General features: G+C 56.8%; 13 protein-coding genes and 1 pseudogene. 5 read left to right on the forward strand and 9 right to left on the reverse strand.

The features are described from left to right. Window position 1: 1 nt before the first annotated feature. From DAI21_RS21255 to ybbA, 6 genes and pseudogenes are all read right to left on the reverse strand, one after another. Entirely contained in the window at window positions 2–661 is a 660-nt protein-coding gene (locus DAI21_RS21255; protein ID WP_100777343.1) for a methionine ABC transporter permease, read from the reverse strand. After that, window positions 654–1,667, reverse strand: a pseudogene (sfbB, locus tag DAI21_RS21260) (virulence-associated ABC transporter ATP-binding protein SfbB). The gene DAI21_RS21255 and the pseudogene sfbB overlap by 8 nt, the downstream one beginning before the upstream one ends. A 58-nt stretch (window positions 1,668–1,725) precedes the next feature. Next, window positions 1,726–2,559, reverse strand: coding sequence for a MetQ/NlpA family ABC transporter substrate-binding protein (locus tag DAI21_RS21265; RefSeq protein WP_107704119.1), 834 nt, complete (start codon window positions 2,557–2,559; stop codon window positions 1,726–1,728). 255 nt (window positions 2,560–2,814) lie between these two features. Continuing rightward, window positions 2,815–3,966 (reverse strand): porin, encoded by a 1,152-nt coding sequence (locus DAI21_RS21270; RefSeq protein WP_199908256.1) that lies wholly within the window; start codon window positions 3,964–3,966, stop codon window positions 2,815–2,817. A 176-nt stretch (window positions 3,967–4,142) separates the two neighbouring features. Beyond that, window positions 4,143–6,557, reverse strand: coding sequence for a putative ABC transporter permease subunit YbbP (gene ybbP, locus DAI21_RS21275; RefSeq protein ID WP_102104259.1), 2,415 nt, complete (start codon window positions 6,555–6,557; stop codon window positions 4,143–4,145). Then, window positions 6,554–7,240, reverse strand: a complete 687-nt coding sequence (gene ybbA, locus DAI21_RS21280) for a putative ABC transporter ATP-binding protein YbbA (protein ID WP_100777348.1) — start codon at window positions 7,238–7,240, stop codon at window positions 6,554–6,556. Before ybbA ends, ybbP begins: the two co-directional genes overlap by 4 nt. Between ybbA and tesA the strand changes: the two genes are divergently transcribed. From tesA to DAI21_RS21295, 3 genes are read left to right on the forward strand one after another with little or no spacing between them, the layout of a single operon-like run. Further along, window positions 7,208–7,834, forward strand: a complete 627-nt coding sequence (gene tesA / locus DAI21_RS21285; RefSeq protein WP_100780759.1) for a multifunctional acyl-CoA thioesterase I/protease I/lysophospholipase L1 — start codon at window positions 7,208–7,210, stop codon at window positions 7,832–7,834. The genes ybbA and tesA overlap by 33 nt on opposite strands. Window positions 7,835–7,862: 28 nt before the next feature. Then, entirely contained in the window at window positions 7,863–8,633 is a 771-nt protein-coding gene (locus tag DAI21_RS21290) for an SDR family oxidoreductase (RefSeq protein WP_100777349.1), read from the forward strand. Between the two features lie 59 nt (window positions 8,634–8,692). Next, on the forward strand, window positions 8,693–9,547 hold the full coding sequence (locus DAI21_RS21295; RefSeq protein ID WP_102104260.1) for a co-chaperone YbbN: 855 nt from the start codon (window positions 8,693–8,695) through the stop codon (window positions 9,545–9,547). Between the two features lie 52 nt (window positions 9,548–9,599). Here the strand turns inward: DAI21_RS21295 and fetB are convergent, their stop codons facing one another. Together fetB and fetA are read right to left on the reverse strand one after the other, a co-directional pair. After that, on the reverse strand, window positions 9,600–10,382 hold the full coding sequence (gene fetB / locus DAI21_RS21300; RefSeq protein ID WP_100777351.1) for an iron export ABC transporter permease subunit FetB: 783 nt from the start codon (window positions 10,380–10,382) through the stop codon (window positions 9,600–9,602). Then, window positions 10,369–11,046, reverse strand: a complete 678-nt coding sequence (fetA, locus tag DAI21_RS21305; protein WP_100777352.1) for an iron ABC transporter ATP-binding protein FetA — start codon at window positions 11,044–11,046, stop codon at window positions 10,369–10,371. The genes fetB and fetA overlap by 14 nt, the downstream gene beginning before the upstream one ends. Window positions 11,047–11,195: 149 nt before the next feature. Here fetA and DAI21_RS21310 point away from each other — a divergent pair, with 149 nt between their 5' ends. Both DAI21_RS21310 and DAI21_RS21315 read left to right on the forward strand, forming a co-directional pair. Further along, entirely contained in the window at window positions 11,196–12,110 is a 915-nt protein-coding gene (locus tag DAI21_RS21310) for an SPFH domain-containing protein (protein ID WP_100777353.1), read from the forward strand. After that, window positions 12,107–12,559 carry an NfeD family protein gene (locus tag DAI21_RS21315; RefSeq protein ID WP_100777354.1) on the forward strand — a complete coding sequence of 151 codons (453 nt, stop codon included), beginning with the start codon at window positions 12,107–12,109 and terminating at the stop codon, window positions 12,557–12,559. The genes DAI21_RS21310 and DAI21_RS21315 overlap by 4 nt, the downstream gene beginning before the upstream one ends. On the opposite strand, the gene cueR is transcribed toward DAI21_RS21315, so the two are convergent. Beyond that, on the reverse strand, window positions 12,556–12,966 hold the full coding sequence (gene cueR, locus DAI21_RS21320; RefSeq protein WP_100777355.1) for a Cu(I)-responsive transcriptional regulator: 411 nt from the start codon (window positions 12,964–12,966) through the stop codon (window positions 12,556–12,558). The genes DAI21_RS21315 and cueR overlap by 4 nt on opposite strands. Window positions 12,967–13,027: the final 61 nt, after the last annotated feature.

Below are 13,027 nucleotides of genomic sequence, written 5' to 3' on the forward strand. Positions count from 1 at the left end.
TCTAACGGCGATCGCGCTTATCGGCGCGTTTCGCCAGCCAGTCGCCCAGCACCTGAACAATCTGCACCAGCACGATCAGCGCGATCACGGTGACAACCATCACCTGGGTTTCGTAACGGTAATAGCCGTAGCGGATCGCCAGATCCCCTACCCCACCGCCGCCGACAATTCCCGCCATCGCCGAGTAACCGATCAGGCTCACCAGCGTAATGGTCAGGCCGCGCAGCAGCCCGGCGCTCGCTTCCGGCAGTAAAACAGTGCAGATAATCCGCATCGGGCTGGCACCAAAGGCTTCTGCCGCTTCGATGATCCCCTTGTCCACTTCTCGTAGCGCGCTGTCCACCAGACGGGCGTAAAACGCAATCGCCGCCACGGAGAGCGGAACCGACGCCGCAATCGGACCGATGGTGTTGCCGAGCAGCAGCTGCGTCAACGGCAGCAGCAGAACCAGCAGGATCACGAACGGTACCGAACGGATAATGTTCACCAGCACGGAGCTCACCAGATAGACAGCGCGGTTTTGCCAGAACAGGTGGCGGTCGGTGACAAAAATTAAAAAGCCGAGCGGCAGGCCGCCAATTATCGCCAGCACCGTTGAGATGCTCAACATCTGGAAGGTTTCGTTAAACGCAAGGCCCAGATCGGCCACTAAATCATCCACGGATCACCTCCACCTGGGCTGTACGATGACGAATATGTTCCACGGCAGACGCCACCACGGACGGGTCATCCGCCGTCAGCTGCACCACCAGAATCCCCAGCGCGCGTTCACCGATGTACTCGATTTTTCCGTGCAGAATATTCACCGCCACGCCAAATTTGATCGCCACATCCGAGAGCACGGGCTGCTCGGCGGAATCACCGATAAACAGAATTTTCAGCAGTTGCCCCGGCAGGTGCTGCTGCAACCGCTCCGGCAGGGTCAGGTTCAGAGTATGGGAGACCAGCTGCTGCGTGAACGGATGCTGCGGATGAGCAAAGACGTCAAACACCTCGCCCAGCTCCACCACTTCGCCGCCGGACATCACCGCCACGCGATCGCAGATAGATTTGATCACGTTCATCTCATGGGTGATCAGCACGATCGTGATCCCCATCTGCTGGTTGATCTGCTTCAGCAGCGCCAGAATGGTGGCCGAGGTTTCCAGATCCAGCGCGGATGTCGGTTCGTCGCAGAGCAGGACGTCAGGATGGTTGGCAATCGCACGGGCGATCCCCACGCGCTATTTCTGCCCGCCGCTCAGTTGCACCAGATAGCGATTCGCTTTGTCCGTCAGCCCGACCAGGGCGAGGATCTCCGCCACACGCGGGGCGATGTTGCTGCGCACCCAACCGGCAGCTTTGAGGCTAAACGCGACGTTCTGCGCCACCGTGCGGGTATGCATTAAATTGAAATGCTGGAAAATCATACCGATGCGCTGGCGTGCTTTACGCAGATTCACGCCGTCGAGGGCAGAAATCTCCACGCCGTTAACATTCACGCGGCCCGCGCTCGGGCGCTGGAGCGCATTAAGGGTGCGCAGCAGCGTGCTTTTCCCGGCGCCGCTGGTGCCGACAATGCCAAAAATCTCTCCCGCCGCAATCGTCAGGCTGACGTCGGAAACCGCACGGGTGGAAGGTCCACGTCCTGTCTGGAAGTCGACGCATACCTTGTCTAACTCAATCATGACTACCTCAGAAATGCGAAAAGGGCAGACTCGGCTGCCCTGTCGATCGGTTACGCGATTACGGTTTTGCGGCCGTCATCCAGTCCGGTTTCTGGAAAGCGGTATACACGTTTTTCGGATCGTCGATCACCGCGCGATAGGACGGGGACTGCACCACCGCCACGATATCTTTCGCGAAGGGTTTATCCGCATCTTCCGTGCGTACGGCGATGATATTTTTCAGGTTTTCATCGAGATGCTCCTGCGCCAGAGCGCTGGAGAGATCCAGCCCGGCGGCAATCGCAAAGTTGCCGTTCACCAGCGAGGCCGTGACGCTATCAAGCGTGCGCGGCAGCTGCGCGGCTTCCAGCGGTTTGAAGACCAGCCCTTTCGGGTTGCTGGCAATATCGCGCTCAGAGGCTTTGGTCGGATCGATGTTGTCTTTGATGGTGATTAATTTCAGGGACTGCAGGAAACGCAGGCCGCGCGCGAGATTGGTCGGGTCGTTTGACAGGGTCACAATATCGCCCTTTTTAAGCTGATCCAGGCTCTTGATTTGGCGCGAGTAAAAGCCCATTCCCGCGGTCGGCACGGTGAGTAATTTGGTCAGTTTCAGCCCTTTATCCGCCGTGAACTTATTAAAATAGAGCGAGTGCTGGAACAGGTTAGCGTCGATGCTGCCGTTTGAGAGCGCCATATTTGGCTGCACGTAATCACTGAATTCGCGCACCACGACTTTGTAGCCCTTCTCTTTCAACGAGGGGGCAATGGCCTGTTTCACCATATCGCCGTAAGGGCCTGGGGCGACGCCAAACACAATGGTGTGCGGATCGCTGTTAGCGTGGGCGGTCTGCAAACCGCAGAGCAGCAAAAGCGCACCGGCGGCGGCGCGAAACGTGTGACGAATTCCCATGAGATCTCCATTTCAAAGCGGTGTGACGTTGTGATGCTCCGTACGATGCGGGGCAGAGTCTGTTTAACATGACACAGATCACAAGCGGCTGTCCTTGAAATTATTTCATGATGTTGCGGAATATGTCGTTGAATGTGCAGGAAATTGGGATATGCGTTTTATGGGAAAGGATAGACCGTGCGCGTATATAACCGGGGAGATCGGCACAGTTCGTCGCCCCGGTAGCAACGTGCCACCGGGGCCACACGTTCAGACTTAGAAGTCGTAACGCAGACGTACCAGGTTCATATCACCCAGGTCGTCGGTGCTGGAGGTGAAGACGTGCTCGTAATCAACACGGAAACCGTAATCCAGCTGGAAGCTCACACCCACGCCATTATCGGTGCGCTGGTAGTTGCGGCCATTCACATACTCAATACGATCGCCCATCACGTACGGCTGAACAGATTTCAGCGCATACTGGCCAACCGGGATTTTGTAGCCCGCGAAGTATTCAATACCCCACGCATCACCGGCAAAGTAGTCGTTCACGGACACTTTTTTGGTGGTCATGAAGTTCTGATACCAGCCGCCGCCTGCGGAGAAGGTCCAGTTGTCCGGGGTCCAGCTCAGTGCCGTACCGAGGATATTCTGGTCGTAAGATTTGCTGTCGCCGTTGTCCGGGTTACGCATATCCGCACGGGTATAGTTCCACGCCGCGCCCCAGGTCAGGTCGGTAGTCAGGTGATAATCCAGACCCAGTGAACCGCCGCCTTTACGTTTGTAATGCAGGCCGTTACCCGGCAGGTATTCACCGTCTTCAAACAGGTAGGAGGCGTAGATATCGGCATCGCCCACGGTTTTCTTATATTTCAGCATTTTGCGTGAACGATAAGAGCCGTCGTAGTCGCCGTTGATGCCGTTACCCGGAGCCTGACCGATCATGTCGTAGTCCCAGATATCGGTTTTCGCGCCCACCACATCGTAATAGACGCTGTTCTGTTGACCGAAGGTCAGCGTACCCCAGGTATCGCTTTTCAGGCCGGTGTAGAGCATACGGCGAGAGGTGTCGTTCGCGCCTTCAGCGTAGTGATTATCCCAGTCGAACAGCGCCGGAATGTTCACACCCAGCTCGTAGTAGCTTATCCAGCTGATGTCATCGAACAGGTAGTAATCTGCGGCGAAACGGAAACGTGTACCGCCGTCGAAGCCGTTACGCTTGTAAGAACCTTTGTCGCCGTCACCCGTCATCATGTTGAACTGAGGACGAATACTGCCGCCAACGGTGAAGTTAAGACGGCTCAGGGGGTTGCCCGCCTGCGGATCTTGTTTCAGTACGGTGATTTCCGCTTGTGCTGCGAAAGACGCCAATGCCACTGCCGCGCCGATCGTTGCCGCCAGCGCTGTTTTTTTTATGGTCATTATTATTCCTTGATAGACACGCTGCTAATTATTTAGCAGACAAATAATATCCGGAATTAAACGAGCCGTGGTGTTGGGTTTTTAATGTTTTGTGCTGCTAAAAGTGGGGGTATTATCGATTTGTGCTACTAAATGATTACACACCAGTATATAAACCGGTGCGTAATCATCACGTGAGGGAATTAACTGGCAAACTGACGGAACAGGGCTTTGCCTTTTAACAGACGCGTTCCCAGCCAGCCGCCGCACAAGGAGAGCAGCACTGCGCCGGAGACCGGAAGGATCAGCCACAGCCTCCAGTCCGGCTCCCACGGGAAGTCGAAGACTTTGGTCTGAAGCACGGCCAGAGCGGTTTCAGCACCGATGGCCGCCACCAGTCCCGACACCAGCCCCAGCAGCGCAAACTCGCACCACAGGGTTGTGCGCAGCAGGGATTTACTCGCGCCGAGCGTGCGGTACACCACCAGCTCCTGATGGCGCTGTCGCATTCCCACCTGCACCTGCGCCAGCAGCAGCAATAGGCCGCAGGCGGTGACCAGCACCACCATGACCTCCAGCGCACGGCTTACCTGCTCCAGCACCTGGCCGACCTGTTTCAGGATCGCGCCAATATCCAGCAGGCTCACCGTCGGGAACTCGCGGTTCAGCTGCGTCAGCATGCCATTGCCGTTTTCCCAGCGGAAGCTGGTCAGCCAGCTTTGCGGCTGCCCGTCGAGCGCCCCGGACGGGAAGATAAAGAAGAAGTTCGGACGCAGGCTTTCCCAGTCTACTTTACGCAGACTGGTCACTTTGGCGCTAAAGTCCTGGGTATCGCCAGTGAAGGTCACCGTATCCCCTAAACCGACTTTCAGCCGCGCAGCCAGCCCTTCTTCCATCGACACTTCACCCGCTTTTGGCGGCCAGTTTCCGGCGGTAATCGGGTTGTGATCCGGACGCTTGTCCTGCCAGGTCAGATTCAGCTCACGGTTAAGCGCCTCGTCCTGATTCCCCTCCGTCGGCTTGCCGTTAATCTGCGTCAGCCGCGCGCGGACAATCGGATAGAACGACTCGGGCACAATCTGATGCTCAGACAGGAACCCCTTCAGCGGCGTGACCTGCTCCGGCGCGATGTTAATCAGGAAATAGTTCGGGCTTTCCGGCGGGAGCTGCTGCTGCCAGCGGTCAAGCAGATCGCCACGCAGCACCAGCAGCATCGCCAGCAGCATAAAGGAGAGTGAAAATGCCGACAGCTGGCTGAGGGTGGACCACGGCTGGCGCAGCAGACGATTCACCGCCAGACGCACGGGCAGGGATTTCAGCGTCAGCCCTTTCAGCACGTTCAGCAGCATCCAGCCCAGCACGCCGCACAGCAGCGCCAGCACAACGGCACCGGCCAGTACCGCCCACAGCAACATGCTGCCGCCCATTAGCCAGGCGAGCAACATCACGACCACTGCCACCACAACCGGCAGATAGAATTTCAGCGGCCAGACGCTGGCGACCACATCCCTGCGCAGCACCCGCAACGGCTGTGTGGCCAGCAGCAGGCGATAAGGGCGCAGCCCCACCAGCAGCGAAATCACCACCATCGCCCCCATGGCCCACAGCCACGGCCACAGGCTGGCTGGCGGAAGTGCGGCAGGCAGCACCGGTTTCAGCAGGATCATCAGCACTTTTTCAAACAGCAGCCCAATCGCCCCGCCGGTGATAGCAGACAACGCCAGCACCATCAGCCACTGGCCGACGATCAGCTTACGCAGCTGCGCCCTGCCCGCGCCGAGGGTTTTCAGGATCGCCACCAGATCGTAGCGGCTGCGGCAGTAGTGCCCCATCGCCACCGCCACGGCAGCAACCGCCAGCAGCATGGTCAGCAGCGCAGAGAGCAGTAAAAACTGCTGCGAGCGTTCGAGGGATTTGCCCAGCGCGCCGTCGTCCTGCTCCATGCCAATCCAGCGATGTTCCGGTTTCAGCTGCGGTTTCAGCCACTTTTCGTAGGCGTCGATTTGCGCAGGCGTGCCACCAAATTTGTAGCGCCAGGTGACGCGGCTGCCCGGTTGTACGGCTCCGGTTTTTGCCACATCAGCGGTATTCATCAGCAGACGCGGTGCCATCTGGAAGGGGTTAAAGCCGGAATCCGGCTCCTGCACCACTTCCCCGGCGATTTTCAGCGTGGCGTCGCCCACGTCGATGCTGTCGCCGGTTTTCAGGTTCAGCAGCGCCATCAGCCGTGGGGCCAGTAGCACTGAGCCTGCCGTCGGTTTTAAGCCCGGCGGCTCGGTTTGCAGCTCGCCGTACATGGGATAGATGTCGTCGACCGCTTTCACGCTCGCCAGCTGGGGCGTATCAGCGGCGAAGGTCATGGTCTGGAAACTCAACTGCTGACCGACCTTCAGCCCCTGTTTACGCGCCTCATCGATCCACGCCTGCGGCACATCGCGTGAGCTGCTCAGGGTGCGGTCGCCCGCCATAAACTCGCGGCTTTGCTGACTTAAGCCCTTTTCCATACGATCGCTGACGCTGCCGAGCGCCAGCACGCAGGCCACCGCCAGACTCAGCGCCAGCCAGACAATCAACAGCGAGGGCGAGCGCCATTCGCGCCAGAACCAACGTGCAATCATGCTTCCTCCTGCAATTGCCCGTTAACCAGACGCAGACGTCTGTCGCAGCGGGCGGCAAGCTGCGGATCGTGGGTGACCAGAATCAGCGTGGTGCCGTGCTCGCGGTTGAGGGAGAAGAGTAAATCGGCAATTTTATCGCCGGTCTGCCGGTCGAGATTCCCCGTCGGTTCATCGGCAAACAGCACCTCCGGGCGACCGTTGAACGCCCGCGCCAGTGCCACACGCTGCTGTTCACCACCGGAAAGCTGCGCCGGAAGATGATCCAGACGCTTGCCTAACCCAAGCTGCTCCAGCAGCGCTTTTGCACTGCTGCGGCTCTGACTGGCGTTTTCACCGCGCAGCAGACCCGGCAGCTCAACGTTTTCCAGCGCATTGAGGGTCGGGATGAGCATGAAGGACTGAAACACAAAGCCGATATGCTTTGCTCGCAGCGCCGCACGCGCCTCTTCATCGAGCTTATGCAGCGGCTGACCGACCAGGTTGACCTCCCCGCTGCTGCCATCGTCCAGCCCGGCCAGAATCGCCAGCAGGGTGGACTTACCGGAACCGGATTCACCAATCAGCGCAATGGTTTCAGCGCGTTTGACAACGAGTTCAACTCCGGTGAGGATGGATAGCTCGTGCTCACCCTGACCGACGGACTTCTTAAGATGATGAACTGCAACAATGTTTTCCGCTGGCATTTGCCCTTCCTGTTTCTGATTCTGATGACCTTTCGCGCCGCTGCGGCGGACACGTTACTGGTGCTGGGTGACAGCCTGAGTGCGGGCTACCGGATGGCGGCCACTGCCGCCTGGCCTGCGCTGCTCAACGATAAGTGGCAGACCCAAACGCCGGTGCTGAATGCCAGCATCAGCGGCGATACGTCCCAGCAGGGGCTTGCGCGTCTGCCTGCTTTGCTCAAACAACATCAACCGCGCTGGGTGCTGGTCGAACTGGGCGGTAACGACGGTCTGCGGGGATTCCAGCCGCAACAGACAGAAGAAACCTTACGCAAAATTATTACGGATATTCAGGCCGCCAACGCGCAGCCGTTATTAATGCAAATTCGTCTGCCTGCGAACTACGGACGCCGTTATAATGAGGCCTTTAGCGCCATCTATCCCAAGCTTGCCAAAGAATTCGATATTCCGCTGCTGCCATTTTTCATGGAGGAGGTCTATCTGAAACCGCAATGGATGCAGGATGACGGTATTCACCCCAATCGCGACGCCCAGCCCTTTATTGCAGACTGGATGGCGACTCGACTGGCTCCTCTAGTTAAACATGACTCTTAATTAAGCGGAGATCCTGACAGGTAAAGTTATGCAAAAATCGGTCTTAATTACAGGATGTTCCAGCGGAATTGGCCTTGAAAGCGCGTTCGAACTGAAGCGCCAGGGATTTTGGGTAATCGCCGCATGCCGGAAACAAGAAGACGTGGAACGCATGAACAGCAAAGGTTTTCAGGGCGTGTTACTGGATCTGGACTCGCCAGAAAGCATTGAACGCGCCGCCGCAGAGGTGATCGCTCTCACGGGTAATCGTCTGTACGGCCTGTTTAACAACGCCGGTTTTGGCGTGTACGGTCCGCTGCAAACCATCTCGCGCGAGCAGCTTGAGCAGCAGTTTTCCACCAACTTTTTTGGCATCCACCAGCTGACCATGGCGCTGTTGCCTGCGATGCTGCCCCACGGAGAAGGCCGCATTGTGATGACCTCGTCGGTGATGGGCCTGATCTCCACGCCGGGCCGTGGGGCGTACGCCGCCAGCAAATATGCGCTGGAGGCCTGGTCAGATGCCTTACGCATGGAGCTGCGCCACAGCGGTATAAAGGTCAGCCTGATTGAGCCTGGCCCGATTCGCACCCGTTTCACAGAAAACGTAAATCAAACCCAGTCCGACAATCCGGTCGAAAACCCTGGCATTGCCGCACGCTTTACCCTCGGACCAGAGGCAGTTGTCACCAAAGTGCGCCATGCTTTTGAAAGCGATCGCCCGAAAATACGCTACCCGGTGACCCTCGTCACCCACGCCGTGGGCTGGCTCAAACGTCTGCTGCCGGGGCGCATGATGGATAAAATTTTACGCGGTTGAGTTGAAGCCACGCTCCTCATCCCCCATGTATTTGTCAAATTGATAAAAGAGAATGCCGTATGTCCGTACAGAATATTGTCAACATCACTGAAGCGAACCTGCACCAGACACTCGAAGTGTCGATGACCAAACCTGTGCTGTTCTATTTTTGGTCCGAGCGCAGCCAGCACTGTCTGGAGCTGACGCCGGTGCTGGAAAGCTTGGCGGCGCAGTACAACGGTCAGTTCCTGCTGGCAAAACTGGACTGCGACGCCGAGCAGATGGTGGCCTCCCAGTTTGGTCTGCGTGCCATTCCAACCGTCTATCTGTTCCAGAATGGTCAGCCCGTAGATGGCTTCCAGGGCCCGCAGCCCGAAGAGGCGGTTCGCGCCCTGCTCGATAAAGTGCTGCCGCGCGAAGAGGAGTTGAAAGCGCAGCAGGCGCTGGCATTGATTCAGGAAGGCAAACACGACGAAGCGCTGCCGCTGCTGAAAGAGGCGTGGCAGATGTCGAACCAGGACAGCCAGATTGGCCTGCTGCTGGCGCAGACGCAGATTGAACTGCATCGTTCAGAAGAGGCTGAAGCGGTGCTGAAAACCATTCCGCTGCAGGATCAGGATACCCGTTATCAGGGTCTGGTAGCGCAAATTGAGTTGCTGAAACAGGCAGCTGACACGCCGGAAATCCAGCAGTTGCAGCAGCAGGTAGCCGAGAACCCTGACGATGCGGCGCTGGCCAGCCAGCTGGCGTTACAGCTTCATCAGGTCGGGCGTAACGAAGAGGCGCTGGAGCTGCTGTTTAGCCATCTGAAAAAGGATCTGGCAGCTGCTGACGGCCAGGCGCGTAAAATGTTCCAGGAGATCCTGGCGGCACTGGGTACCGGCGATGCGCTGGCCTCAAAGTATCGCCGCCAGCTTTACGCCCTGCTCTACTAATCCAGTCTGAAAGCCGGGCAAGCGACATGCTGCCCGGCAACACACCTACGCGTTACTCTGCTTTTTTCAATTGCGTCACCACCAGCTGATGGCGGGAGTTGTAGAATTTTCGATAGGTTAAATAGCAGGCGATAATGGTCGACAGGCTGGCCGTCGAGAGCAGCATAAACGTCACCATAATCTGATACTTAATCGCTTTCACGGGATCGATACCGGCAAAAATCAGCCCGGACATCATTCCCGGTAAACTCACCAGCCCAACTGTTTTCGCCGAATCGACCGTTGGGATCAGCGACGATCGTATACTCTCACGGATCAATCGCGCCGACGCCGTTTTTGGCGTGGCTCCCAGGCTGAGTTTCTCCTGGATCTGCTGCTGCTCGCTGCTAAAACGCTGGCCGAGATTGTTGTAGCACAACCCCACCGCCACCATCGCGTTACCCGCAATCATCCCGGAAATCGGGATCACCTGCATCGGGGAAAATTCAATCGATCCCGACAGCACCAGCACTGCCAGCGTCAGCGCCGTGCCGGTGGTAATGGCGATAAACGAAGAGATAAAGGCCTTGTCGATGTATTTACTGCGTTTTTGCGCATTCCACGCGGCGTTAAAGCAGATAAACAGCACCATCAGCAGCGTCAGCACCGCGTGGTTGACGTTGAAAATATACTTCAGCACATAGCCGACGATAATCAGCTGAATGACCGCCCGGCAAATGCTCCACACAATGTCCTTTTCCAGACCGAGCTTCTCTCGATGGCTGACCAGAATCGCCACCAGGACCAGCACCATCGAAAGCGCCAGTGATTCGTTGGTAATATTATGCTCGTTCACGGTTTTCCTCCTTCATCTTCCCGCCCTGTGGCTGAAGGGTAATCACCTCATCTGCGTGGGCAATCTCACCGGCGTCGTGCGTTACCCACAGCACCGCAATGTTGTTCTCTTTGGCATAGCGATGAATGATCTCATTCACGTTGCGTTTGTTGTTTTCGTCGAGGGCGCTGGTCACTTCATCCAGCAGCAGTACTTTGGGCAGAAACTGCAGATTACGAATCAGCGAGACGCGCTGCTTTTCACCGCCGGAAAGTTCGTTTACGGACTTTGTCAGAGTTTCCGCTGGCAGACTAAAACGCGCCAGATCGGCAATGAATTTTTCCGGTTCGGGGGCTTTATCGCGGATCTGCCAGGGGAAGATCAGATTGTCGTACACCGTCTCACCAAACAGCGAGGGCGTTTGCACGCAGTAGGAGACCTGCTGGCGATAATGCTCGGGTGTGAGTGTCGTGATGTCCTTGTCTTCAAAGAAAATTCGCCCTTCCGTCGGGCTGAGGAGTGAGGCGATAATCTTCAGCAACGTGCTTTTACCGCAACCAGACGGGCCCGTAATGAGCCTGAATTCCCCTGGCTGCACGTTGAAGCTAATCTGCTGCAATATCGTGGTTTCGCCCACGCGAAAACCCACGTTCCTGAGTTCCAGAAGCGCATTATTATCCTTCATATTATTTCCCGTTTTTTAATTCAGCTTCGTTCCAATATTGTAACCACGTTAATGGATTGGAGGCGAACTTCCCTGCAATAGTCGATATACTTAAGTTCAACAAACGAGCAGTTTTTGCTGCTCCACGGAATGCAAAACAGGAGGTTTTCATGTTGATCGTCATCCCTATCCTTATTTTCGTCGCGCTGGTGATCGTCGGGGCAGGCGTAAAGATCGTGCCCCAGGGCTATCAGTGGACGGTCGAACGTTTCGGCCGTTACACCAACACCCTACAGCCAGGCCTGAGTCTTATCGTCCCGTTCATGGATCGTATTGGGCGTAAAATCAACATGATGGAACAGGTGCTGGATATCCCTTCCCAGGAGATCATCTCCCGAGACAACGCCAACGTCACCATAGACGCCGTCTGCTTTATTCAGGTGATCGACGCGCCAAAAGCCGCCTATGAGGTCAGCAACCTGGAACTGGCGATTATCAACCTGACCATGACCAACATCCGTACGGTACTGGGGTCGATGGAGCTGGACGAAATGCTCTCCCAGCGCGACAACATCAATACGCGCCTGCTGCATATCGTTGATGAAGCGACCAATCCGTGGGGGATTAAAGTCACCCGTATCGAAATCCGCGACGTGCGCCCACCGGCAGAACTGATTTCGTCGATGAACGCCCAGATGAAAGCCGAGCGAACCAAACGTGCATACATTCTTGAGGCCGAAGGGGTGCGTCAGGCGGAGATCCTGAAAGCCGAAGGGGAGAAACAGTCGCAAATCCTGAAAGCCGAAGGGGAACGCCAGTCGGCCTTCTTACAGGCAGAAGCCCGTGAACGTTCCGCCGAGGCAGAAGCACGCGCTACCCAGATGGTGTCCGAGGCCATCGCGGCCGGTGATATCCAGGCAATTAACTACTTCGTGGCGCAGAAATACACCGATGCGCTGCAGAAAATTGGCTCCGCTAACAATAGCAAAGTGGTGATGATGCCGCTGGAAGCCAGCAGCCTGATGGGCTCTATCGCCGGGATCGCGGAGCTTATCAAGAATAGCGGAGATGAGCGCAAAAAATGATTGAGATGATTGCAGCACACCCTCATGTTTTCTGGCTCAGCCTGGGCGGGCTGTTGCTGGCGGCTGAGATGCTGGGCGGCAACGGGTATCTGCTCTGGAGCGGCGTCGCGGCGGTCATCACCGGGCTACTGGTCTGGATCGCACCTTTTGGCTGGGAGTGGCAAGGCGCCCTCTTCGCCCTGCTGACGCTGGTCGCCGCCTGGCTATGGTATCGATGGCTAACGCGCCAGGTGCGCGAGCAAAAACCTGCCGATGCCGCACTAAATCAGCGCGGCCAACAGCTGGTGGGTAAGCGCTATACGCTGGATACCACGTTAATTAACGGGCGCGGACACGTACGCGTCGGTGACAGCACGTGGCCAGTGGTAGCCGATGATGATCTCGTGGCAGGGACTCGCATTGAAGTCATCGCGGTTGAAGGCATTACGCTTCGGGTGAAAGCCCGTTAAACGCTGGCCTTACGATGGCAGCAGCCGGAAAGATTATCAATAATCGGACAGTCGGCGCTGTCATCCCCCGGACAAGATTCGGCGAGTGAGAGCAGCTGTTCACGCATCGCCTGCAGCTCCAGGATATGGCGCTCGATTTCCGCGACCTTTTCCAGAGTTCTCTTTTTCACATCGGCGCTGTGCCGTTTAGGATCGTTGAACAGATGGACCAGTTCACCGCACTCTTCAAGGTTAAACCCCACCTGCCGGGCCTGGCGTAAAAGCGTGAGTTCTTCGAGGTGCAGCTGTGTGTAACTGCGATAGCCGTTTTCGCTGCGCAGCGGCGGCGTGACCAGCCCTTTCTCTTCGTAAAAACGAATCGCTTTGCTGGTTAACCCGGTTTTTTTTGCCACATCACTGATATTCACATTTCCCCCTTGACCTTCCCCTTGATGGAAGGTTTAACCTTCATAACACTGTTCTAGAAAG

This window comes from Lelliottia sp. WB101 (assembly GCF_003051885.1).
Lineage (GTDB): Bacteria > Pseudomonadota > Gammaproteobacteria > Enterobacterales > Enterobacteriaceae > Enterobacter > Enterobacter nimipressuralis.